Here is a 22,144-nt window from a genome sequence, read left to right on the forward strand (position 1 = left end):
CGGTCACCATGACAGACTATATTCGCGATGGGCAGGCCATTTACGACCGGTCCTTCGCCATCATTCGCGCCGAGGCCGATCTAAGCCGGATATCAGCCGATCTGGAAAAGCTTGCAGTCCGTGTCATTCATGCCTGCGGCATGGTGGATGTGGTCAATGACCTCGCTTTCTCGCAAGGCGCTGGCAAAGCCGGACGCGACGCTCTGCTCGCCGGTGCGCCCATTCTTTGTGATGCACGCATGGTGGCCGAAGGCATTACCCGCTCTCGTCTGCCTGCCAATAATGAAGTCATCTGCACGCTGAACGACCCATCGGTTCCCGAGCTTGCAACGAAGATCGGCAATACCCGCTCGGCTGCAGCGCTCGACCTCTGGCTCCCGCATCTCGGCAACAGCATTGTTGCAATCGGGAATGCACCGACCGCCCTTTTCCGCCTATTCGAATTGCTGGATGCTGGCGCGCCAAGACCTGCGCTCATCATCGGCATGCCGGTTGGCTTTGTCGGCGCGGCAGAATCCAAAGACGAACTCGCCACAAACAGCCGCGGTGTACCTTATGTGATTGTACGCGGAAGACGTGGTGGCAGCGCCATGACGGCAGCGGCAGTCAATGCGCTCGCGTCGGAGCGCGAATAATGACGGTAAAAGGCAGACTGTTTGGCCTGGGCGTTGGCCCCGGCGATCCCGAACTGATAACGCTGAAAGCCCTGCGTCTCCTCAAAAGCGCACCGGTTGTGGCTTATCACGCAGCCAAGGGGAAGAGGGGCAATGCCCTCACAATAGTCGAGGAATATCTTTCACCGGAACAGGTTCTGGTGCCGTTGATCTATCCAGTGACGACGGAAAAGCTTCCCGCGCATATGGATTACGAACAGATCGTCAGCGATTTCTACGGCGAGATAACGAGCACGATAGCGAGCCACCTTGATAGAGGTCAGGATGTGGCCGTGATAGCGGAAGGCGACCCGTTTTTCTACGGCTCGTTCATGTATATTCATGACCGGCTTGCCGATCAGTATGAAACGGAAGTCGTGCCCGGTGTCTGCTCCGTTCTTGGCGCTTCAGCTGTGCTGGGCGCGCCACTGGTCTATCGCAATCAGACATTATCCGTTCTCTCCGGCGTCATGAGCGCAGAAGAACTGACGCGACGGCTCGCGGATACAGGCGCTGCAGCTATCATGAAGCTTGGCAAAAACCTCGATAAGGTCCGCGCTGTGCTGGGCGAGCTCGGTCTCATGGACCGTGCGCTCTATATTGAGCGCGCCACCATGGCCAATCAGCGCATTGTGCCACTTGCCGAAGTCAATGGTAGCGACTGTCCCTATTTCTCGATCATTCTCGTTCCGGGGCAAAAATGGAACGGCGCGTGATTCCCGCAATTCTGGTTCTCGGAGAAGCCGCGGTTCCTGCCGCGCGGCGGATCGCATCGGTGCTGGAACGTGCCGAAATACGCGGCCTCCAGAACCGTGTTGCGTCGCTGGATGAAACCTTCGTGCATTTCGGCGATGCGGTCAGGTCGCTTTATGAGGAGGGCCGCCCCATCATCGCGCTTTGTGCAGCCGGTATCGTCATCCGGGCGCTGGCACCATTGCTGCAGAACAAGCGCGTCGAACCGCCGGTTCTTGCTGTCGCCGAAGATGGAAGCGCAGTTGTGCCGCTTCTGGGTGGTCTCTCCGGTGTCAATGACATGGCCCGGCGAATTGCAGCGGCACTTGAGGTTGCGCCTGCCATAACCACGTCCGGCGAACTGCGGTTCGGAATCAATCTGCTGCACCCGCCTGCCGAACTGACCCTTGCCAATCCTGACGACGCGAAAAATTTCACGTCGAACCTGCTTGCGGGACAGAAGGTGCAGCTTGACGGAAAATCACGCTGGCTTGCAGATTCCAAACTGCCTTTCGCCAATGACGGTGCGCTGACGATCAGCATAACGCCCCACATCCGCACACCCCAGCCAGACGAGCTGATTTATCATCCGCGCAGTGTGGCGATTGGCGTCGATAGGGTCAGCGAGAACATTCAGAACGATATTGAAGATGCTCTCGCCAATGCAGGCATTGCCCCCGCGTCGCTGGCATTGCTTCTCGCCCACGAAAAAGACTGCACTTCGCCGCGGCTCCAAGAGGCTGCGGCGAAAATTGGTGTCCCGCTGCGCTATGTGGCGAATGCAACCGATGCTCGTGAGATCGTTCTTCATTCGGTGGAACAGCCGGTTCAACTGATGGAGAGCTTGGGGCTTGCCATTGCCGTGGCTGCCACCCCGGCAGATGTTCTGTTTGTCGGTCGAAAACGTGGCAAGCTGGTCGTTATCGGCCTTGGGCCCGGATCACGAGAGCTAATGACGCCTGCCGTTCAGCACGAACTGGAACAGGCCGAAGACATTCTCGGCTATGAGACCTATGTGCGGATGGCGGAAGAAAACCTTCGTCCTTTCCGCGCCGATCAGATCGTTCATATGACTGATAATCGGGAAGAAATGCAGCGGGCACGTCATGCATTCGAACTCGCTGCTTCCGGGCGACATGTCGCCATGGTTTCTTCGGGAGATCCCGGTGTCTTCGCCATGGCTGCGGCAGTCGTGGAGGCGCTTCACGAAACGGAAAATGCGGCATGGCACGGCGTGGAGCTCGTCATCCAGCCCGGCATTTCCGCTGCAATGGCCGCCGCATCGCGGATCGGAGCGCCGCTCGGACACGACTTCTGCATCGTTTCACTGTCGGACAATCTGAAACCCTGGGAAATTATCGAAAAGCGCCTTGCGCTTGCCGCCGAAGCCGATCTCGCCATGGCGTTCTACAATCCCATTTCCAGGGCACGTCCGCATCAGCTTGGTCGCGCGCTTGAAATCCTGCGGCAATATCGGTCTCCCGAAACGCCCGTTGTCCTTGGGCGCGACATAGGCAGACCGGCTGAGACTACACGGACAACCACGCTCGGCGCACTGACACCAGATGATGTCGACATGCGAACCGTTGTGATTGTCGGCTCGTCCCACACGCAGGTTTTTGCGAAATCTGATGGCAGGGAGTGGGTTTATACACCGCGCTGGTACGGCGAAAAGCCAGAGAAATGACAAACAAAAAAGGCAGGGAAAACCCTGCCTTTTTCATGTGTTATCCCTGATTGTTGAATCAGTTCTTCTTCGCCTTAGCCTTTTTCGGCTGGGCAGCGGCGGCTGCATCGGCCTTGGCTGCTGCCGCTTCAGCTGCAACCTGATCGGCGCTCTTCGGCGACGTATCGATAACAGCGCGCACACCGCCCTTGGCGGTCAGCTGGCAAACAGCGGTACGCAGATCGACCTTGAGATCGACATCGGTGCCGCCTGCTGCACCCGGACGGGAGTTGATGGCAGAGATAGCGTGTTCCGGCAGGAAATACTTGTTGGCAGCGGCAGTGATGCACGGCTGCGCGAGCGCCGGATCGACATAAGCTGTCGGCGTGAAGCGAGGCATCGAAATCGTCGGCGCGCTGATCGGGGCATCGGTCTTGCCCGGCGTCGCCGTCGTGGTTGGTACAGTCGTCGTGCAGGCAGCGGCAAGCGGGGCCAACATGGCAATGGCTAGAAAACGGGCTCCGGTGCGGGCGCGTCCGTACATGATCTACCTCATAGGATCTGCTGAGTAGGTAAAATTTTAAGTTCGATAACTATTCGGTTTTGCTCGATTGTCGAGTGGCAGGAAGGTCACATTGCCAGAATTTCGATTCGCATCCACAGTCTGGCATCACTGTTTTGCTAGAATCCAGTTCAGCATCTCGCGCCAGTCGGACATGCGGATCGGCGTGCCGTGATTACCACTTTCGAAACGCCGGAACTGGACCGGATAACCCGGCGCGCGCTTGCTTATCTCGCGATAGAAGGCTTCCTGCTTGTCGATTGCAAAAACCGGATCACGGCTGCCATGTCCGAAGAAGATCGGCACACGTTTCTTGAATGCGGGTGACTTGAAAAATCCGTCATCCCAAAGCGAGCCGAGCAGAATAAGTCCTGCGAGCTGGTTCCCCGCCTTTTCATTAGCCGCTATGCGCCAGCATAGTGTTCCGCCTTGCGAGCCGCAGGACAGGATCAACGGAGCGCTCGGTGATGATGCCTTGGCTGCTTCGATCAATCCGGCAATCTGCGCCTCACCCGCATCGGCAAAATCCTTGAAATCCGGCGTGATATAGAGACCGCCATTCAGTGCCGCGAGATTCTTCACACGGTTGAAATTGCCGCCAAAGGTAAAATCATTCATACCTTGCAGGCGATTACCGCCCCTACCATGCAGGTAGATGACGATAAAGGACGCGCCTTCGCGCCTGCCTGCTGTCATGGCCTTCACCGGCCCGGCAGCAGTCTGAAAGGTAACGTCCTTCTGGTAAGCGCGCGCCTTCAGCGAGACATAGGCATCTTTCACGCGCTTTTCAGGCACCGCATCGCGCCCGTTGATATCGCGCATCTCGTTGTAATCGATAACCTTGTAATCATCATTGTCAGCGCTGCTGATAATGCCGGGATAGGCGAAATAATCGTCCTTGTATGGCGGCAAAGACGCTGCCCCGGATGCCATCACAGTTGAAAACAGAAACAATGCCCCAAACAGGCCACCTATTCCATGCTTCAACATTCTATGGCTCATCGGATTACAGCTCCAGCGTATGATAGCGCCTGTTGAGATAGACCAGCGCCTCGTCCTCGGCTTTGGACCGCAGGCCCACGACTTCCCCGAAAAGGACGTGATGCGTGGAGTGATCCTGCACGCTGACCACCCGGCAATCGAAAGCAGCAAGTGCACCCTGCAATATGGGTGCTCCGGTCACCTGAACATCCCAGCGCGCCAGTTCGAACCGCTCATCCTGGGTCAGGCCGATACGGCCCGAAAAAGCGTCTGCGAGCTGTTGGTGCGACCCCGCGAGCGTGTTGACGGCGAACACGCCGTTTTCGATGAACAGCCGGTTTTCTTCATGAATCTTTTGCAGGCAAATTAGGATCGTCGGCGGATTATCCGAAACCGAACAGGCCGCCGTCAGCGTCAGACCACGCCTTCCCGCACTACCGGCAGTCGTGACGATCTGTACTGCGCCGGCGTAATGGCTCATGGCATCCCGATAGGACTTGGATTCCACCGAAGCTGCACTTGAAATGATGTTCTTAATCGTTTGCACGTCCAACAGAATCCGTCTCGCCCTATGGCATGTTATCTGAAGCCAGCTACCTTGGTAACAAGCCCGCATAACGAGCCCAAATAAGGGCCCCACATAACGGGCATTGCACAAAGGCCAGGAAACAGCTACCCACTTTTCGTTGAAAATGCCACGAATTGTTTAATGAAGACGGATCACGTGATCGAGCTTGGGAAACGTCCGACCGCAGTACTGACAAGTATCATCCTTATACTGCTGGCCAGTTCAGTACTGGCGCAGGCGGAGGATATGCGCGTCGGGCTCGCAGCACCGCTGTCCGGAACGTTCGCTCCATTGGGCAATCAGCTGGCGGAAGGCGCTCGTGTAGCCGCCACGGCAAAAGGCGCAGAACTTGTTATTTTCGATGATCGCTGCGATGCTGAAGGCGGCAAGGAAGCCGCAGAACGCTTCGTCAAGGAAAACGTCCGGGTCGTCACCGGCTTTCTGTGCCCGGAAGCACTTGAAGCAGCACTTCCGGTTCTCGCAGCCGGCAACATACCTGTTGTGACATCAGGCGTCAGCGAAGCCACGCTAACTGAAAGACGTGCGCCCGCGCCGATGGCGGTATTCCGTCTTGCAACCGGCCTAGACAAGGAAACGCAGGCAACCGGGAGCTTCCTTGGCAGCCTTTGGCGCGCGCAATCTTTCGCAATCATCGATGATGGCACCATCGAAGGACGTGAACGAGCTGCACGCGTTTTAGCCAGCCTTAAAGAGCAACAACTACAGCCGGTTTTCACAGACACCTACCGACCGGGTCTCGATAACCAGAATGCTCTGGTCGCCCGGTTGCGGCGCGCAGGCGCTACCCATGTTTATGTCGGCGGTGAGCGCGACGATATCGCCGCTATAGGCGCAAGCGCTGCCGCGCTCAACTATTCCCTGACGATTGCTGGCGGCAGCCTTCTTGACGCAGCACCTGGCACACAGCCCTTAAGTCAAGGCACGTTGATGATTGCCCCGCTCCGTCCGCAGGAACTCTCGACGGCAAAGCCAGCAATCGATGCATTGCGTCAGGCCGGGAAACTTGCAGACGCCTATGCAATCATTGGTTATGCCAGTGCGGAAATCCCTGCGGATGTGATCAAGCGTGCCGACGAGCAGAAGCTGCCGATTATCGACACACTCCGCAATAATTCCTTTGAAACCGTTCTTGGCTCGATCAAGTTCGATGGCAATGGTGTCCGAACCGACAACCCGAACCGCCTGCAACGTTTCGATGGCAAGCGGTTCGTGCTAGCCGACAAGTAGCCCAATCAGGCTCGCAGCAATCACCAGTCCGGTCATCAGGCTCATCGTCGACCAGAAAAGATGAAGCGCGGCATCGATATCATCAGCGTTGGCGTCGCGCTTGCCGGATGCATTCAGCATCGGCCCTTCGACTTTCTCCGCCCCATATTGGCGCGGACCGGCAAGCGCCAGCCCCAGCCCGCCTGCAAAAGCCGATTCCGGCCAGCCAGCATTGGGCGAGCGATGCAGACGTGCATCACGGCGCATGACGGAAAACGCTTCTTTGCCTGAAAGCCTGTCTTTCGTGATCGCGGTGGCAAGGGAGGCGAGCAGTCCGGTCAGTCTGGCTGGGATATAATTAGCGACATCGTCCAGCTTTGCGGCAAAACGACCAAAGTCACGATAGCGATCATTCAGATGGCCGATCATGGAATCAGCGGTATTGATCAGCTTGTAGGCGAACAAACCGGGTAGCCCACCGACCAGAAACCAGAACGCAGGTGCAACGATACCATCTGAAGCGTTTTCCGCGAGGCTTTCTATCGCTGCACGACTGACACCGCCTTCATCGAGATGTTCGGGATTGCGCCCGACGATCATCGACACAGCCCGACGACCGCCTTCGATCCCTTCCTCACGCAATGCCAGTGCGACCGCCTGCACATGATCGGCAAGGCTTTTCTGTGCAAGCAGCACCGTCACGATCAGGATTTCGGCAACTGCACCGGCAGTCCCGGCGAAGGGTAACGAGAGTTCAAGGATGAGCCCCAGAACCACACAGGCCATCACCAGCCCGATCGTCAGCCACATGCCGTTTCGGCGAAGCACCGAGGCAGAGAGATTGCGATTGTTCCAGCGCTTTTCGCCCCACGAAATTGCTTTCCCGAACAGGACGACGGGGTGCGGCACCTTCTGCCATAGCTGCGGCGGGTCGCCGACAAAGCGATCCAGAAGAAGCGCCAGCGAAAGAATAATCAGCTTTATTTCCATGAGCTTGACCAGAAAAACTGAATCAAAATTTCAACGCCTTTTCGAACCGCGCAAGCGCCACATCATCCAAAGGCAAACCAATGCGCAACCAGCGCGGGGCGTAATCGAATTTCCGGATCAGAATATGTCTCTCGCACAATCTGGTGTAAATCCCGATTGCATCCGCGTGTTCGACGAGAGAAAACAACGCCGTGCCGCCAATTTCCCTCAGACCGCTTTTGTCCAGAACAGCCGACAATTCCGCCCGCCGCAGATCAATACGTGTGCGATAATCCGCAAGCGTTCCGGCATCGCTGAAAGCATGATTGGCGATTGCCAGTGCCGGGCCAGAAACCGCCCATGGTCCAAGCCGCCGCTCCAACGCTTCAACAAAACGACCGCCTGTAATTGCAAAGCCCAGACGAACGCCAGCAAGCCCGAAAAACTTGCCGAAGGATTTCAGCACGATCATCGGTGCATCTTCTGCATTTGCCGCAATGGTGACGGCCTCATGCGCGTCGGCGAACGCCTCATCAACAACCAGAAAGCCCCCGCGAGCACCGAGTTTCTGTGCAAGTTGCAGGAGAGCCTCTTTCGAAATCACGCGACCGTCTGGATTGTTCGGATTAACGATGACTGCCGCTGTTGCCTCACTCGGAATTTCATCAAGCGTCACACATTGCACAACCTTCCAGCCGGAAGCGGCGAACGAAGCAGCGTGTTCCTGATAGGTCGGTCCGAGGATGGCTACCGTCGACGGCGCGATCAGCGTTGGAACGAGCTGGATCAAAGCCTGCGTGCCCGGCGCTGCAACGATCGGTGCTTTCTCGTTCAGCCGATAATAGCTGCGGGCCAGTCGCAACGTTTCCTGTAACAATCCTTCATCAGGCAGACGGTTCCAGATTTCAGGTGTCAGTTCGGGAAGCGGAAAATGCTCTGGATTGATGCCCGTCGAAAGGTCGAGCCAGTCTTGCGGCCTGCCACCAAAACGCGCGACGGCCTTGTCGAGCGCGCCGCCATGCTCGATTTCTGCACTCAAGCTTTCTCTCCGCAAAAATCGATGACATGCATGAACGAGCCTGAAACGGAGCCGACTCTCAGGCCTGCCTCGCCAACATCGTCGCCGACAGCATCACGCACACGGAAAAGACGATCAGCCTTTCCTTCACGCACGATGCTGGCATAGTGAAACTCATGCGCCTTCAATGTCTCGGTCCAAGGCGCACCTGCAAGCGGTTCCAGCATGCGGTAGCCGAGATGCAGCTTTCTTTTTGCAAAGCTCGTTTCTAGCGGCAGAAGATCCAGCATCGGGTGTATGACACCCTCTGCATCCTGCAAGCTTTCGCCGAGAACCATGTAGCCGCCACATTCGCCGTAAACTGTTACCCCACGGGCTGCAGCTTCGCGCATGCCCGCCTCAAAACGTCCTGCCTGCGCCAAACGCCCTGCATGCAATTCAGGATAGCCGCCCGGCAGATAGATTGCATCGGCATCCTGTCTCGGAGACTCATCGTCGAGCGGTGAGAAGAATGAAATCTCCACCCCTCGCCTGCGCCAGCCTTCAAACAAATGCGCATAGGCAAAGGCAAATGCGTCATCGCGGGCAACGGCAATGTGGTTGCCCAGCGGCTTCAAGCGCGGCACATTGGCCATCGCATCGAAGCGCTTCGTCGCGACCAGATCGTTTGCAAAGCATCGAGATCGATATGCGTTTCCATTGCATCTGCAGCGTGTTCGAGAAAGCTCTCAAGATCAGAGTGCTCGCCCGCCTGCACCAGCCCCAGGTGCCTTTCCGGCAAGGAAAGAGCAGTATCGCGGGGCAATGCACCAAGAACCGGAATACGGAGCGGCTCCAATGCGCCGCGTAACATAGCCTCATGCCGGGAGCTGCCAACGCGATTGAGGATGATGCCCGCAATCAGCACATCCTTGCGAAACTGGCTGAAACCCCAGACAAGAGCGGCAATGGAATGTGATTGCCGGGCACAATCCACCACCAGCACCACCGGCAGATCGAGAAGCCGGGCAAGATCGGCAGATGAACCTTTGCCGTCCATCGCTCCGTCAAAGAGCCCCATCATGCCCTCGGCAACCAATAGCTTGGCACCACTTTCCGTCATGCGGGAGGACAGTGCACTGATAAGTTCAGGGCGCATCGCCCAAGGGTCCAGATTGAAGCAATCCACCCCGCTTGCAGCCTTGTGGTAGGCGGGGTCGATATAGTCGGGACCGGCCTTGACCGGCGCAAGCGCTTCTCCCCGCCGTTTCAGGGCGCGCAGCAAACCCAGCGTTACCGTTGTCTTGCCAGACCCGGAAGCCGGCGCTGCTATCATGAACCCCTTCATGCGCTTCTCACTCCCTCATTTTGATTTCGTCTGGCAAGCGGATCGCTGGACAGGATTTTACCGTTCAACGCACCCATCCAATCCAGCCCGGCGCGCAGACGAACCACTTCACCTACGACCACAATTGCAGGCGGGTTCAGCCCCGCCGCTTCAACATCTTTTGCAGCCCGCGCCAATGTCGTTTCAAGTACGATCTGGTTGGGGAGGCTTGCATTGCACACGAAGGCGACAGGCTCATCCGGCGAACGCCCGGCCTCGATCAGCCGCCCGGCGATAAGGTCTATATGTTTCATCGCCATATACATGACGATAACCGGCGCAGACTTGGCGATCCCAGTCCAGTTGATCCCGTCAGGTATCGAGCCGCTGGCATCGTGACCGGTCAGAAAGGTCACCGATTGATTGATATCGCGATGGGTAGCGGCAATACCCGCATAGGCGAGGCCGCCAATTCCGGCAGTCACTCCGGGAACGATGCGAAACGGAACGCCATGCTCTACCAAGGTCAGCGCCTCTTCTGCTCCCCGCCCAAATACGAACGGATCACCGCCTTTCAGGCGCAGCACCTTCTTTCCCGATTTTGCAAGTTCAACAAGCCGCAGGGATATATCACGCTGTTTTGGCGAAGGCTTGCCGCCGCGCTTGCCTGCATATTCCAGAGCGGCATCCGCATTCTTGAGAGACAGGCAGGCATCATCCACCAGCGCGTCGTAAACGATGACATCTGCCTGCTGTAAGGCGTTGACAGCGTGAAGCGTCAAAAGACCGGGATCGCCCGGCCCGGCCCCAACGAGCCAGACATGGCCGGGTTCCATCGCAGGCAAGGTTACTTTGCTCCTCGCAATGACACATGCAGCCGTTTCTTCAGCCTTGTTCATTTTCATCAACCACTATTCTATCTGGCGGCACAGCTATCAGATACATTATAAGGCGTCCATGAATGACGAAACCGCTCCAACGAATAAAAGTCAGGAAAAAGCCGAACTCCGCCGCGGCTGGACCACGGGCGCCTGCGCAACCGCTGCCACCAAGGCGGCATTGACGGCGCTTATTACCGGTGAATTTCCTGATCCCGTCGGTATAATTCTGCCCAAGGGGGAAGTACCCTATTTCCAGCTCGCCTATGAAGGGCTGGGCGATGGCTATGCGATGGCAGGCATCGTCAAGGATGCCGGCGACGATCCCGACGTGACCCATGGTGCCACGATCATCTCGACCGTATTCCCGGCCCCACCCGGAACCGGCGTCGTCTTTCGTGCAGGTGAAGGCGTTGGCACAGTTACGCGGCTCGGCTTGCAGATTCCTCCGGGTGAAGCTGCCATCAATCCGGTCCCGCGTCGTATGATGACCGAAATCTGCGAGCAGATTTGCGCCGAATACGGCCTGCCCGCGGATATCGTCATTACGATATCGGTGCCCGGCGGCGAAGAGATTGCCAAAAAGACATGGAACCCGCGTCTCGGTATCGTCGGCGGTATTTCCATTCTCGGCACCACTGGTGTGGTCCACCCATTTTCCTGTTCAGCCTGGATACATTCGATCCATCGCGGCATCGACGTTGCCCGCGCAGCCGGGCAGAAACATGTCCTCGGCGCGACAGGTTCGACGTCCGAGGATGCTGCGCAGGCGCTCTATGATCTGCCCGATTTTGCCATTCTCGACATGGGCGATTTCGCTGGCGGTGTGCTCAAATATCTGCGCGAGCATCCTATCGACAAACTTACGATCGCAGGCGGTTTCGCCAAGCTGACGAAGCTTGCGCAAGGTGCGCTCGACCTCCATTCTTCACGGTCGCAAGTGGACAAGAGTTTCCTTTGGACCATCGCCGAAAAGGCTGGCGCGCCGGAAAGCATGAAGGATCAGATTCTCTTTGCGAACACTGCGCTGGAAGTGCTTGAACTGACTCAATCAATCGGGCTCGACATAGCCACGCCAATTGCGCTCAAGGCGAAGGAAACCGCGCTCGAAACCCTTCGCGGCGCGCCGGTCGCAGTCGAGATTATCGTAACTGATCGCAGTGGGAATATCCTTGCGCGCGTCTGACCCCAAGATACTCATTCTCGGCGGAACGACCGAGGCTGCGGCACTTGCAACGGCCTTCGCAGGGCTGCCCGTCAATGCCATTACCTCGCTTGCCGGGCGTACCAGCAATCCAGCCAAACTGACCGGAACGGTTCGAAGCGGTGGCTTCGGAGGTGTTGATGGTCTTGCTGCCTATCTCGACGAAGAACGGATAGACCTCATCATTGACGCGACCCATCCCTATGCCGCACGCATCTCGCAAAATGCAATGCAGGCGGCAGGCAAGCGCAGCATATCATTGGTGAGGCTGGAGCGCCCTGCCTGGGAGGAAAAGCCGGGCGACCGCTGGATCAATATTTCCGATGAAGCCGAGGCAGTAAATGCTATCCCATCCGGTGAGCGTGTATTTCTGGCGCTTGGTCGCCAGCACATCGCGCCTTTCGCGGAGCGCGCTGATGTTCATTTCGTCATCCGCATGATCGATCCACCGGATGTGGCACTACCACAGGATTGCGAAATCGTTCTGGCGAGACCCGGCGATTACGCTGCGGAGAAGCGTTTTCTGGAAGGCCGCAGGATCGGGCTGATCGTCAGCCGCAATTCGGGCGGCACCATTTCCTATGCAAAAATCGAGGCTGCCTGTGCACTGGGACTTCCGGTCATGATGATTTCCCGTCCACCGGTTGCGGCCAGAAACGTTGTCACCTCGCCAGAAGAGGCAATCATATTCGCCCGCAAAGCACTAGGTTTTTGAACGCGCCGCGTGGTTGTGCGCTTCATGGTAAAGCGCTGAATCGCGAAAGCTTTTAGGGTCCAGTCCGCGCCCGACAAAAATCATTGCCGTACGTTTCAACCCGAATGCAGCCACCTTCTCCGCTATATCTGACAGCGTACCGCGTAGAATTTGTTCATCAGGCCATCCAACGCGATAGGCGATAACCACCGGACAATCAGCACCGTAAAGAGGTGTCAGCTCGGCCTCGATTTTGTTGAGGTTCCGGATGGAAAGATGGATCACCAGCGTCGCACCCGACCGCCCGAGTGTGGTAAGGTCTTCGCCTTCAGGCATGGCAGACGATTTCATCGAGGTACGGGTCAGGATGATTGTCTGATTGACCTCGGGAATGGTCAGTTCCTGCTTCATGGCAGCGGCAGCGGCTGCAAAAGCTGGCACCCCCGGCGTCACATCATATGGAATGCCTAGACTGTCCAGCCGACGCATCTGTTCGGCCATAGCGCCATAAATCGACGGGTCGCCCGAATGCACTCGCGCAACGTCGAGGCCTTGCACATGTGCTGCTTTCATCTCAGCGATAATCTCGTCCAGCGTTAGCGATGAACTGTCGACCAGACGCACATCCTTCGGTGCTACGGCAACAACCTCCTTCGGCACCAGCGACCCCGCATAGATGCAGACGGGACATTGCTCGATGAGGCGCAGACCGCGCACGGTGATAAGGTCCGCCGCGCCGGGGCCGGCTCCAATGAAATGAACAGTCACGATTTCCCCTTCCTGAACTGCGGACATGACTTTCCGTGATGTCGAAAGTCAATCCGTTTCCGGCAGAAGCTCTTCGATATCGTTGAAGATCGACTGCCATTCCTCATCCGTCAGTTCGAAGAAATTGAAGCTGCGCAACAGGAATGCACCTTCATTGGCTATGAAGGCCAGCCGAGTCCTGCGCCCTTCCGGTGTGGAGACATCAAGCCCATCCCATTGCTTGCGATACCAGAGACGGGTTTCATCCAGATGTTCGGTGTTGGGAATGAGACTGGTCATCATGGCCGCAAAGCGCGAGTCGTCTTCGGCATCGCTTTCGCGGGTCACGCGAATATGGGCGGCGATATGAGAAAGCGCGTCCATGCGGCCTTGCTTTTTCTTGTCGACCTGTGCGTCGAAACGATCGCCCCACCGCCCGATCATCGCTTTCAAAAGCCCGTCCTTATTGCCGAAGCAATACTGAACGCCTCCTTTGGTCACACCAGAAGCCTGTGCGACGGCATCCATGGTGAGGGCGACCAGCCCACCTTCGGCGACGAGCTTTTCAGCCATATCGAGCACATGGTCACGGTCGATTGAGCGCGGCCTGCCTATTTTGTGCAAATTTTCACTTTCCATACAGACGGATTTATATTAAGTGAGCCCTCCTCGCAAGTTTGAATACAAGCGTATTGAAAAGGTGCTATCCAATGTTGCCGAAAAATCGCTGGCTGGTTCTGACCATTGTTTCCAGCGCATTGTTTCTGATCGTCGTGGACATGACGGTGCTTTATACGGCGCTACCCCGCCTCACCCACGATCTCGCGGCCAGCGCTTCCGAAAAGCTCTGGATCATGAACATCTATCCGCTCGTCGTTGCAGGTCTCCTGCCCGGCCTAGGAACGCTTGGCGACAAGGTCGGCCACAAGCGTATGTTCATGTCTGGACTCGCAGTTTTCGGACTTGCCTCTCTTTGCGCGGCCTACTCGCCAAACCCGGAATTCCTTATTGCCGCTCGCGCATTTCTCGCTTGCGGCGCAGCCATGATGATGCCCGCAACGCTCTCCATCATTCGGTTGACGTTCACCGATGACAAGGAGCGCTCGCTTGCAATCGGCATCTGGGCGGCTATTGCATCAGGCGGTGCCGCCATCGGCCCTGTGGCAGGCGGCGTTCTGCTGGAATATTTCTGGTGGGGATCGGTCTTCCTTATCAACGTACCCGTCGTACTGGTTGCGCTGTCACTCTCCGTCTTCACACTTGAAAACCGTCCGCTCGGCTCCAAGCGCAAATGGGATTTGATCGGTTCGATCCAGATTATGGTTGGATTGATTGCACTCACCTATGCCGTGAAGGAACTCGCAAAGCGCGATGCGTCCATGACTGTATTTACAGCCGCGCTGGCAATCGGGTTGGTCGCATCATTCATCTTCGTGCGCAGGCAGCTCGCAAGCGAAGCACCGCTGATCGACTTCTCTCTGTTCAACAACAAGCTGTTTTCGATGGGTGTTTTCGCAGCTCTGGTGGCGTCCGGTTCAATGACGGGGATGGAACTCGTCTTCAGCCAGCGCATGCAGCTGATCGAAGGCATGACACCCTTGCATGCCGGATTATCAATCCTGCCTATTCCTCTGGCCGCTTTCGTTGCAGGGCCGCTCGCTGGCATCATGCTGCCGCGCCTTGGTACCGGCAAGCTTCTGTGGTCGTCGCTGGGGATCACAGCACTTGGCGTTATTGTCTACATTCTGACTTACAAGACTTCGGCATCGTTCTATCTGGTCGGGCTTGCGATTCTCGGCTTCGGCGTGGGAGCTGCCATGACAGGTGCATCGTCGGCGATCATGACCAATGCACCGGTTGAAAAGGCAGGCATGGCAGCTTCCGTTGAAGAAGTTTCCTTTGAACTCGGTAACGCTCTCGGTGTCACGGTTTTCGGAAGCATTCTGTCCGTATTCTACACGGCAAGCCTTGTGATCCCTGAAGGCGCAGGTATCCCCGCAATCGTGCGCGACAGTCTGGATGAAGCACTTCTGGCAGCTCAATCCCTACCGCCAGCAGATGCACAAACTCTGACGGCACTGGCATCGGCGGCTTTTGAGAGTGCTTATGTTGCCGTCATCACAGCGACCGCAACTCTGCTTTCGATCGCTACGCTCGTGGCCTACATTATTCAGCGACGTAAGACTGTTACCGCATAATCCGAAGTCGGGACCGGGCGACAGCCAATGCGGCAGTTGCCCGGCCTGATACGGTTTTTTCGACCACAAGAAAGCCATTCGGACCGGTGGCAGCAAGCGCAGCCGCTTCAGCGACACCATGACATCCAACTGCCTCGAGAACAGTCTCCGATGGGTTTTCGAGACGCGGAGTTTCCTTTTCCAGCCGCTCGGCATCGAAGAAACACAGCGCACATTCATAGTGCGCTGCAAGCTCGTTCCATGCGAGCTCGCCACACTTGGTACTCAACGTTGCGATAGCGTCAGGCCGCGAACAGCAGCCTTGCGACAACACCTGATCGGCCAAAGCCAAAAGCTCGTCGAATGTCACGCCGGACGAACCGCCCATGCCGAGGACTGTGCTGTAGTTTTTAGAACCCACAGGGCGACGACTGGCGTGCTTTGTGCAGCTCTTCCGGCTTGACGCCGAGTGTATCGGCAATGCGCTGGATCATCGTTGCCTCGGAACGGTCAAGCCGGTGATCGGAACAGGCAATCTTTACGAGGTCACTAAGCAGCGCCAAACGGCGATCCGGCGCCATCTCGGCCAGCATGTTGGCAGCTTGCTTGGTTGTGGTCTCGTAAGCGAAATCCTTGAGATACTCGGCCACTTCCGGAAGCTCTTCCGGCGGAATGCCGAAATTCCTTTCGGCAATTTCCTTGAACGCCGCTATTTCAGCCGGATGCTGGTCGCCATCGGCAAACACCACATGCAACAGCAAAAGCAATTCAGATGCGAGCGCCGGATCATCGGCCACGCGCTGCACGGCGCTCTTCTTGCTGAGAAAAGCGGTAATCCGCTCAAAGATGCTCTCGCTCATGGAACCCCTCAAAACTTTCAGCCTGAATATAATGAATAGCGCCGGATACACCGGAAAACAATCTCGCTCAACGCACTGGCTTTCTTCGGAGATTATCCTTGTCCGACTAGCGTTAGGAAAGCAGCTGCTCTATGTTGCGCCCACCTCTCCCTTGGGCTTCCCCGATGCTTGAATTTTTCGATACGCTTACCCTGCTCCTGACGGCTGCGGCATTCATCGCCGGGATCATCGATTCCATCGCCGGTGGTGGCGGAATGATTACAATTCCCGCCTTGTTGCTGGCCGGAGTTCCACCCGTTGAAGCGCTTGGCACGAACAAGCTGCAAGGCTTGTTCGGCTCGTCATCGGCAACCATCGCCTATGCGCGCAAAGGGCATGTAAACATCAAGGAACAGTGGCCTGAAGCACTTGCATCGCTCATCGGCTCAGTGTTCGGCGCTTTACTCGCAACGGTTCTGCCGGTCGACATCATGCGTGCAGCGCTGCCAATCCTCCTCATCGCGATTGCGGTTTATTTTGCCATCAAGCCGAGTCTTGGCGATGTTGATCGTGCGCGACGTATCGGCCCGTTTCTTTTCGGCGTAACGCTTGTCCCGCTGATCGGATTTTACGATGGCCTCTTTGGTCCCGGAACCGGATCGTTCTTCATGCTCGCATTCGTGGCACTGGCCGGTTTCGGTGTGCTGAAAGCTACGGCCCATACGAAACTTCTCAACTGCGCGTCCAATGTCGGCGGCTTTGCAACCTTTGCCGCTGTCGGCGTTATCAACTGGAAGATCGGTATCTGTATGGGCGTCGCCCAGTTTATCGGTGCACAGATTGGCGCAAGCCTCGCCATGAAGGTCGGCTCACGCATTATCAAACCGCTTTTGATCGTTGTCAGTCTGGCACTGGCAGTTCGCCTTTTGATGGACGGAACCAATCCGCTGCGCCAGTGGGTTGGGTTTTAGAGCGCGTTTCGATCTGATTGGATCAGATCGGCGCTCTAAATATTTGTTTTGAATCGCGCATCTTTTCCGAAAACCGTTTCACACTTTTCGGGATACGCTCTAAACCCGAAGCGCGACTAGCACCACGCCACAGCCGATAAGCAGAATGCCAAACCAGTTGAGGGTGGACATGCGCTCGCCAAGGAATGCCGCACCGAACAGTGCCACCAGCACAACCGACAATTTATCAATCGGCGCGACGCGCGATGCATCCCCGATCTGCAAGGCCCGGAAATAGGCAAGCCACGAAGCACCGGTCGCCAGACCTGAAAGCACCAGAAACAGCCACGACTTTCCGGAAATCTCGCCGGGTTTCTGCCATTGGCCGGTAACGGTCAGGAACAGGCACAACGCGCCAATGATGACCAGCGTGCGCACGAGCGTGGCGAAATCAGAATTGATGCCCTGAATACCGACCTTAGCGAAGATGGCGGTCAATGCGGCAAACACCGCCGACATCAGTGCCCAGAATTGCCAGCTAGCAATCATCAAAACTCAATACCCTTCTGTGCCTTCACACCAGAGCGGAACGGATGCTTTATCATTTCCATCTCCGTCACGAGGTCGGCCGCTTCAATCAGCTCATCCTTGGCATTGCGACCGGTAATGATGACATGCTTCATCTCCGGCTTCGCTTCGAGAACCTCGATCACTTCCTCGACCGGTAGATAATCGTAGCGAAGCACGATATTCAGCTCATCACAAAGCACCATATCGTAGCTTTCATCCAATATCATGGCTTTGGCTTGTTCCCATGCCCCACGCGCCATGGCGATATCTCGCGTCCGGTCTTGAGTCTCCCAGGTAAAGCCTTCGCCTAGCGCTGAAATAGTCACCTGTTCGGGGAATTTTTCGAGCACCCAGCGCTCACCCGTGTCCCACGAGCCTTTGACGAACTGCACGACGCCGATTTTCATTCCGTGACCCAGCGCACGGAAAACCATCCCGAAACCGGCAGTCGACTTGCCCTTGCCTTTACCGGTATGGACGATCACCAACCCTTTTTCTTCAGTCTTTGTCGCCTGAATCTTGTCGCGGGCAGCTTTCTTCTTGCGCATCTTGTCCGCATGGCGTGCATTCAGTTCCTCTTCCGTCATCGAAAGAAGTTTTTCCGATTTCTCAGCCATTTACCGCCCTTTCCGGATTCAATTTTTGAAGATTTGAACTCAATGTTTCCAGCTCGAACCGCGCAGAGTTGGAGCGAGGCGTCCAGAAGCCGCGCAAGATAGCATCGTTGAGTTTCGCTGCCGTCTCGGCAAGTGCTGCCGGGTTTTTCTCGGCCATGAAATCATGCACCGACTTGTCGGCGATATAAGCCTGATAGACCGCCTCGAAATGATGGTTCCCAACCTTGCCGGTAGTCGCCGCGAAGGCGAACAGATAGTCGACAGTTGCCGCAATCTCTGCCGCACCCTTATAGCCGTGGCGCATGACGCCTGCGATCCATTTGGGGTTGGCTGCGCGACCGCGTACGACGCGCGAAAGTTCTTCTTCCAGCGCACGGATCACTGGCTTTTCCGGGCGGGAATGGTCGTTATGATAAACTGCGGGCATTGCGCCACTCAAACTTTCAACGGTCGCAGCCATCCCACCTTCGAACTGGTAGTAATCGTCGCTATCGAGAAGGTCGTGCTCACGATTGTCCTGATTTTGCACAACAGCCTGAACCGAACGCAGCTGTTCTTCGAGAAGGCCGCGCTCAGCCTGCCCTTCCTCGCCTGCGCCATAGGCGTAACCGCCCCAGACAAGCCAGGCTTCCGCCAGATCGTTGCGTCCCGCCCAGCCGTTCTCGTTGATCAATGCCTGCAGGCCTGCTCCATAAGCGCCGGGTTTGGCCCCGAAGACACGATAGCCTGCACGCCGCTCCGCAGTCTTTTCGTCTGCCCCTTCTGCAACGAGGCGCGCTTGCTCAATCCGCATGCGTGCTGCGATTGGATTGTCTTCGGCATCCTCATCAAGAGCGCCGACTGCACGCACGGCCTTGTCGAACAATGCAATCTGTTCTGGAAACGCGTCGCGGAAAAAGCCGGAAATGCGCAATGTCACATCGACACGTGGACGACCAAGCTTTGCAATCGGAACGATTTCGTATCCAGTCACCCGGCGTGACGCCATATCCCAGACCGGTTTGACGCCGATCAACGCCAGGGCCTGTGCAATATCATCGCCGCCGGTGCGCATATTCGATGTGCCCCACGCGGTTAGGCCGAACGATGTCGGCCATTCACCATGATCTTGCGTGTAGCGGGTAATCAGGAGCTCCGCCGATTTGCGTCCCAGTTCCCATGCTGCCGGAGTGGGAACGGCGCGACTATCAGCAGAGAAGAAATTGCGACCGGTTGGCAGCACATCGGGACGGCCGCGTGTCGGTGCACCGGATGGTCCCGGCGCCACAAACCGCCCGCCAAGTGCGGCAAGAAATCCATCTATTTCCGAAGGCCCGCAGGAAACCACCATGGGGCGCAGATGTTCTTCTATGGATTGGAGAACCGCCTGCGCCTGCGGCCAGTCTGCGGGGCACTCTATCGCGCCTGCAACAAAGCTGGCGGCCAGCAGTTCGATACGCTCCACCGTATCGCCCGCAATGCGCCATGTTGCAGGGCTCGCAGCCAGCAGGAGTTCCGGTTTGGCGCCTGTCCACGCCTCTGCCATATTGCAGTCCAGCGGATCGAATGTTTCGCCAAGCCCACAATCCGCAGCGATTGCACGCTGGAGACTTTGATCGCCCGGCGCGCCGCCAAGCGAAACCGGCACGCCACGCGGCACACGTGCCAGCGCAACCAGAAGATCCGTCAGCAGCCTGCCTTCAGGCGCCAATCCGAAAATATGCAGACCGTCGCGTATCTGCATTTCCTTGAGATCGCAGAGATAGGCGTCAAGCTTTTGCAGCGCCATGTCTTCATCGTCATGGTCGTGAATGCCCGCATCGCGATCAAGCCCGATGTCGCGCACGAGATCGAGTATCTGTCCTTTCAGTCTGAGCAGGCGGCGCGGATCGACGCCGGAGGCCTCGTAATATTCGTCCACCAGCGCTTCAAGGTCTTTCAGCGGCCCATAACTTTCAGCGCGCGTGAGCGGCGGCGTCAGGTGGTCGATAATAACCGCGCTGGCGCGACGCTTGGCCTGCGTGCCTTCGCCCGGATCATTCACGATGAAAGGATAGATATGCGGTGTAGGACCGAACACGGCCTCGGGGTAGCAGTTTTCGGACAGCGCAAGCGCCTTCCCTGGCAGCCATTCCAGATTTCCATGTTTGCCCATATGCACAATGGCATCGATGCCGGCGACCTCGCGCAGAAAAGCGTAGAAGGCAATATAGCCGTGCGGCGGCACCAGATCAGGCGAGTGATAAGTCTCTTTCGGGTCGATATTGTAGCCCCGTGCGGGCTGGATACCGACAAAAGTTTCGCCCAGCCGCATCAACGGCAATGCGAAAGCGACAAGCTCCTGCGCAAAATAAGGGTCATCTTCCGGCGCCCCCCATCGCTCTTCGATTTCTTTCTGAATCGCAATGGGAAGTCTTTTGAAGAAAGCCTTGTATTGATTCAGTGAAATCGTTTCGCGAATCTCACGTCCGTCACGCGCAGCATTGGTCGGGCCTGCCGTCAACGCACGCATCAATGCATCACCGTCCACGGGCAGGTCAGCGACGGGATAGCCGCCCTTCGCCATGGCGTGCAGTACTTCAACCGTTCCGGCTGGCGTATCGAGCCCTACCCCGTTTCCGAGCCGCCCGTCGCGGTTCGGATAATTCGCAAGGATAAGCGCAACACGTCTTTCATCGGGCGATTTCCGCTTCAACCGCGCCCAGTTTGCAGCGAGCTGCGCCACAAAACCCACGCGGTTTTCATGCGGCTCGTGCGTCACGATATTCGCTTCCACTGCCGCATCAAACTGCTTTGCAGACTTGAAGGATACGGCACGCGAAAGCACACGCCCGTCCACTTCGGGCAAAGCGACATTCATCGCCAGATCGCGCGCCAACAAGCCCTGCTGTGACGTTTCCCAAACTGCCTTCGGTGTGCCGGAGAAGATCACCTGCAACACCATATTGCCGCGCTTGTCGAGGACAGTCGGCTTGCGCTCCGCCCCCGGCGAAGAAATTGCAAACCCCGTGGCATTCAAAACGATATCCGGCGGACAATCCTCGAACAGACCGTCGACGACCGCCGCAGACAATCGATCCTTGAGGCTCGAAACGAATATCGGGAGCGGATTGAGACCTTTTGCCTGCAAAGCAGCAATCAGTGCATCGACCGGCTGCGTCTGTCCGCTTTGCACCAGCGCCCGATAGAAAATAATGCCAGCGACAGGTGCTTTTGCATCGCTCCAGTGCGTGCGAATACTATCCAGCGAGGAGACATGCTCTCCCGGCCACCACAGACCAGCCTTGAGCAAAGGAGCCGCACTTTCCGGCTTTTCGGAGCCTGCAACCAGTGCGGCGCAATATTGAAGAAATGCGCCGGCATTCACAGCCCCGCCCTCGATCAGATACTGCCAGAGTTCATTTCGCTCGTGCGCAGAGATCGTTGAAAACCGGTCCAGCCCATGATCCGGCTTGTCGTCTCCCGGCAATACGGCAATCTTGATACCGTGATTGAGTGCGCAAGCATGCAGCGCTTCTAACCCGTAAGGCCAGTATGTCTCGCCGCCAATGATGCGCACCACGATGAGGCTCGCATATCTGGCAGTACGCTCCACATAAGCGTCCACCGACATGGGATGGGTGAGACTCAAGAAATTCGCCAGTCGCAAGCTTGGCAAATCCGGCGCAAGTCTGTGTGCCTGCGCCAAACTGGCCAGTTCGGTATCGGCAGCGGAAAGGAACAATATCTCTCCCGGCGTTTGGCCGAGATCGACGGCTTCATTGCCGTCGCTGATTGTTCCTTTCTGGGCAAGAAGAAGATGCATCG

21 protein-coding genes and 1 pseudogene are annotated in these 22,144 nt (G+C 57.0%); 8 read left to right on the forward strand and 14 right to left on the reverse strand.

Annotated elements, in window-relative coordinates:
• Positions 1-8: 8 nt before the first annotated feature.
• From LJ361_RS16920 to cobJ, 3 genes are read left to right on the forward strand one after another with little or no spacing between them, the layout of a single operon-like run.
• A complete protein-coding gene (locus LJ361_RS16920; protein WP_010659859.1) occupies positions 9-635 on the forward strand; it encodes a precorrin-8X methylmutase in 627 nt (208 codons plus the stop codon).
• Complete coding sequence (locus LJ361_RS16925; RefSeq protein ID WP_010659858.1) at positions 635-1,369, forward strand: precorrin-2 C(20)-methyltransferase; 735 nt, start codon at positions 635-637, stop codon at positions 1,367-1,369. Before LJ361_RS16920 ends, LJ361_RS16925 begins: the two co-directional genes overlap by 1 nt.
• Positions 1,354-3,072, forward strand: a complete 1,719-nt coding sequence (cobJ, locus tag LJ361_RS16930) for a precorrin-3B C(17)-methyltransferase (protein ID WP_151576250.1) — start codon at positions 1,354-1,356, stop codon at positions 3,070-3,072. Before LJ361_RS16925 ends, cobJ begins: the two co-directional genes overlap by 16 nt.
• A 58-nt stretch (positions 3,073-3,130) precedes the next feature.
• Here cobJ and LJ361_RS16935 read toward each other — a convergent pair whose 3' ends face one another.
• From LJ361_RS16935 to LJ361_RS16945, 3 genes are all read right to left on the reverse strand, one after another.
• A complete protein-coding gene (locus tag LJ361_RS16935) occupies positions 3,131-3,595 on the reverse strand; it encodes a hypothetical protein (RefSeq protein WP_010659856.1) in 465 nt (154 codons plus the stop codon).
• A gap of 126 nt (positions 3,596-3,721) precedes the next feature.
• Positions 3,722-4,615, reverse strand: a complete 894-nt coding sequence (locus LJ361_RS16940; RefSeq protein ID WP_105529070.1) for an alpha/beta hydrolase — start codon at positions 4,613-4,615, stop codon at positions 3,722-3,724.
• Positions 4,616-4,619: 4 nt separating this feature from the next.
• Positions 4,620-5,141 (reverse strand): flavin reductase, encoded by a 522-nt coding sequence (locus LJ361_RS16945; RefSeq protein ID WP_010659854.1) that lies wholly within the window; start codon positions 5,139-5,141, stop codon positions 4,620-4,622.
• Positions 5,142-5,318: 177 nt separating this feature from the next.
• On the opposite strand from LJ361_RS16945, the gene LJ361_RS16950 reads away from it, so the two are divergent.
• Complete coding sequence (locus LJ361_RS16950) at positions 5,319-6,410, forward strand: branched-chain amino acid ABC transporter substrate-binding protein (RefSeq protein ID WP_010659853.1); 1,092 nt, start codon at positions 5,319-5,321, stop codon at positions 6,408-6,410.
• On the opposite strand, the gene cbiB is transcribed toward LJ361_RS16950, so the two are convergent.
• The 4 genes and pseudogenes from cbiB to cobA form a co-directional block, all read right to left on the reverse strand.
• Complete coding sequence (cbiB, locus tag LJ361_RS16955; RefSeq protein ID WP_010659852.1) at positions 6,396-7,379, reverse strand: adenosylcobinamide-phosphate synthase CbiB; 984 nt, start codon at positions 7,377-7,379, stop codon at positions 6,396-6,398. The two genes, LJ361_RS16950 and cbiB, sit on opposite strands and share 15 nt — an antisense overlap.
• Positions 7,380-7,401: 22 nt before the next feature.
• Entirely contained in the window at positions 7,402-8,397 is a 996-nt protein-coding gene (cobD, locus tag LJ361_RS16960) for a threonine-phosphate decarboxylase CobD (RefSeq protein ID WP_010659851.1), read from the reverse strand.
• A pseudogene (locus tag LJ361_RS16965) lies at positions 8,394-9,703 on the reverse strand (cobyrinate a,c-diamide synthase). The gene cobD and the pseudogene LJ361_RS16965 overlap by 4 nt, the downstream one beginning before the upstream one ends.
• Entirely contained in the window at positions 9,700-10,581 is an 882-nt protein-coding gene (gene cobA / locus LJ361_RS16970) for a uroporphyrinogen-III C-methyltransferase (protein ID WP_036579711.1), read from the reverse strand. The pseudogene LJ361_RS16965 and the gene cobA overlap by 4 nt, the downstream one beginning before the upstream one ends.
• Positions 10,582-10,639: 58 nt before the next feature.
• Between cobA and LJ361_RS16975 the strand changes: the two genes are divergently transcribed.
• Together LJ361_RS16975 and LJ361_RS16980 are read left to right on the forward strand one after the other, a co-directional pair.
• On the forward strand, positions 10,640-11,746 hold the full coding sequence (locus tag LJ361_RS16975; RefSeq protein WP_010659848.1) for a cobalt-precorrin-5B (C(1))-methyltransferase: 1,107 nt from the start codon (positions 10,640-10,642) through the stop codon (positions 11,744-11,746).
• Positions 11,733-12,479 carry a cobalt-precorrin-6A reductase gene (locus LJ361_RS16980; RefSeq protein ID WP_010659847.1) on the forward strand — a complete coding sequence of 249 codons (747 nt, stop codon included), beginning with the start codon at positions 11,733-11,735 and terminating at the stop codon, positions 12,477-12,479. The genes LJ361_RS16975 and LJ361_RS16980 overlap by 14 nt, the downstream gene beginning before the upstream one ends.
• Here LJ361_RS16980 and cobM read toward each other — a convergent pair.
• Positions 12,468-13,226, reverse strand: a complete 759-nt coding sequence (gene cobM, locus LJ361_RS16985; RefSeq protein WP_010659846.1) for a precorrin-4 C(11)-methyltransferase — start codon at positions 13,224-13,226, stop codon at positions 12,468-12,470. The genes LJ361_RS16980 and cobM overlap by 12 nt on opposite strands.
• A gap of 48 nt (positions 13,227-13,274) precedes the next feature.
• The gene (locus tag LJ361_RS16990) at positions 13,275-13,829 is read right to left on the reverse strand and encodes a TetR/AcrR family transcriptional regulator (RefSeq protein WP_010659845.1); all 555 of its coding nucleotides are present in this window, start codon (positions 13,827-13,829) and stop codon (positions 13,275-13,277) included.
• A gap of 86 nt (positions 13,830-13,915) precedes the next feature.
• Between LJ361_RS16990 and LJ361_RS16995 the strand changes: the two genes are divergently transcribed.
• The gene (locus tag LJ361_RS16995) at positions 13,916-15,403 is read left to right on the forward strand and encodes an MFS transporter (RefSeq protein WP_010659844.1); all 1,488 of its coding nucleotides are present in this window, start codon (positions 13,916-13,918) and stop codon (positions 15,401-15,403) included.
• On the opposite strand, the gene LJ361_RS17000 is transcribed toward LJ361_RS16995, so the two are convergent.
• Positions 15,393-15,770: a cobalamin biosynthesis protein gene (locus tag LJ361_RS17000; protein WP_010659843.1), complete on the reverse strand. Its 378-nt coding sequence runs from the start codon at positions 15,768-15,770 to the stop codon at positions 15,393-15,395. The two genes, LJ361_RS16995 and LJ361_RS17000, sit on opposite strands and share 11 nt — an antisense overlap.
• Positions 15,771-15,792: 22 nt before the next feature.
• The gene (locus LJ361_RS17005) at positions 15,793-16,242 is read right to left on the reverse strand and encodes a TerB family tellurite resistance protein (protein ID WP_010659842.1); all 450 of its coding nucleotides are present in this window, start codon (positions 16,240-16,242) and stop codon (positions 15,793-15,795) included.
• A gap of 164 nt (positions 16,243-16,406) precedes the next feature.
• Between LJ361_RS17005 and LJ361_RS17010 the strand changes: the two genes are divergently transcribed.
• Positions 16,407-17,192, forward strand: coding sequence for a TSUP family transporter (locus LJ361_RS17010; RefSeq protein WP_029928915.1), 786 nt, complete (start codon positions 16,407-16,409; stop codon positions 17,190-17,192).
• Between the two features lie 99 nt (positions 17,193-17,291).
• Here the strand turns inward: LJ361_RS17010 and LJ361_RS17015 are convergent, their stop codons facing one another.
• The 3 genes from LJ361_RS17015 to cobN are packed head-to-tail and all read right to left on the reverse strand — an operon-like array spanning position 17,292 to position 22,142.
• Complete coding sequence (locus LJ361_RS17015; RefSeq protein WP_010659840.1) at positions 17,292-17,720, reverse strand: EamA family transporter; 429 nt, start codon at positions 17,718-17,720, stop codon at positions 17,292-17,294.
• Positions 17,720-18,358 carry a cob(I)yrinic acid a,c-diamide adenosyltransferase gene (cobO, locus tag LJ361_RS17020; RefSeq protein ID WP_010659839.1) on the reverse strand — a complete coding sequence of 213 codons (639 nt, stop codon included), beginning with the start codon at positions 18,356-18,358 and terminating at the stop codon, positions 17,720-17,722. The genes LJ361_RS17015 and cobO overlap by 1 nt, the downstream gene beginning before the upstream one ends.
• Positions 18,351-22,142: a cobaltochelatase subunit CobN gene (gene cobN, locus LJ361_RS17025; RefSeq protein ID WP_264812065.1), complete on the reverse strand. Its 3,792-nt coding sequence runs from the start codon at positions 22,140-22,142 to the stop codon at positions 18,351-18,353. Before cobN ends, cobO begins: the two co-directional genes overlap by 8 nt.
• Positions 22,143-22,144 lie beyond the last annotated feature (2 nt).

Source organism: Brucella sp. JSBI001 (assembly GCF_026014005.1).
Classification (GTDB): domain Bacteria; phylum Pseudomonadota; class Alphaproteobacteria; order Rhizobiales; family Rhizobiaceae; genus Brucella; species Brucella anthropi.

Excerpts from the sequence above, each read along its gene's own strand:
- LJ361_RS16995 (WP_010659844.1), top strand. The coding sequence starts at position 13,916 with ATGTTGCCGAAAAATCGCTGGCTGGTTCTGACCATTGTTTCCAGCGCA.
- LJ361_RS17010 (WP_029928915.1), top strand. The coding sequence starts at position 16,407 with ATGCTTGAATTTTTCGATACGCTTACCCTGCTCCTGACGGCTGCGGCA.
- cobO (WP_010659839.1), bottom strand. The coding sequence starts at position 18,358 with ATGGCTGAGAAATCGGAAAAACTTCTTTCGATGACGGAAGAGGAACTG.
- LJ361_RS16935 (WP_010659856.1), bottom strand. The coding sequence starts at position 3,595 with ATGTACGGACGCGCCCGCACCGGAGCCCGTTTTCTAGCCATTGCCATG.
- LJ361_RS17005 (WP_010659842.1), bottom strand. The coding sequence starts at position 16,242 with ATGAGCGAGAGCATCTTTGAGCGGATTACCGCTTTTCTCAGCAAGAAG.
- LJ361_RS16975 (WP_010659848.1), top strand. The coding sequence starts at position 10,640 with ATGAATGACGAAACCGCTCCAACGAATAAAAGTCAGGAAAAAGCCGAA.
- LJ361_RS16920 (WP_010659859.1), top strand. The coding sequence starts at position 9 with ATGACAGACTATATTCGCGATGGGCAGGCCATTTACGACCGGTCCTTC.
- cobN (WP_264812065.1), bottom strand. The coding sequence starts at position 22,142 with ATGCATCTTCTTCTTGCCCAGAAAGGAACAATCAGCGACGGCAATGAA.
- cobJ (WP_151576250.1), top strand. The coding sequence starts at position 1,354 with ATGGAACGGCGCGTGATTCCCGCAATTCTGGTTCTCGGAGAAGCCGCG.
- LJ361_RS16940 (WP_105529070.1), bottom strand. The coding sequence starts at position 4,615 with ATGAGCCATAGAATGTTGAAGCATGGAATAGGTGGCCTGTTTGGGGCA.
- cobA (WP_036579711.1), bottom strand. The coding sequence starts at position 10,581 with ATGAACAAGGCTGAAGAAACGGCTGCATGTGTCATTGCGAGGAGCAAA.
- LJ361_RS17000 (WP_010659843.1), bottom strand. The coding sequence starts at position 15,770 with ATGGGCGGTTCGTCCGGCGTGACATTCGACGAGCTTTTGGCTTTGGCC.
- cbiB (WP_010659852.1), bottom strand. The coding sequence starts at position 7,379 with ATGGAAATAAAGCTGATTATTCTTTCGCTGGCGCTTCTTCTGGATCGC.
- LJ361_RS17015 (WP_010659840.1), bottom strand. The coding sequence starts at position 17,720 with ATGATTGCTAGCTGGCAATTCTGGGCACTGATGTCGGCGGTGTTTGCC.
- LJ361_RS16925 (WP_010659858.1), top strand. The coding sequence starts at position 635 with ATGACGGTAAAAGGCAGACTGTTTGGCCTGGGCGTTGGCCCCGGCGAT.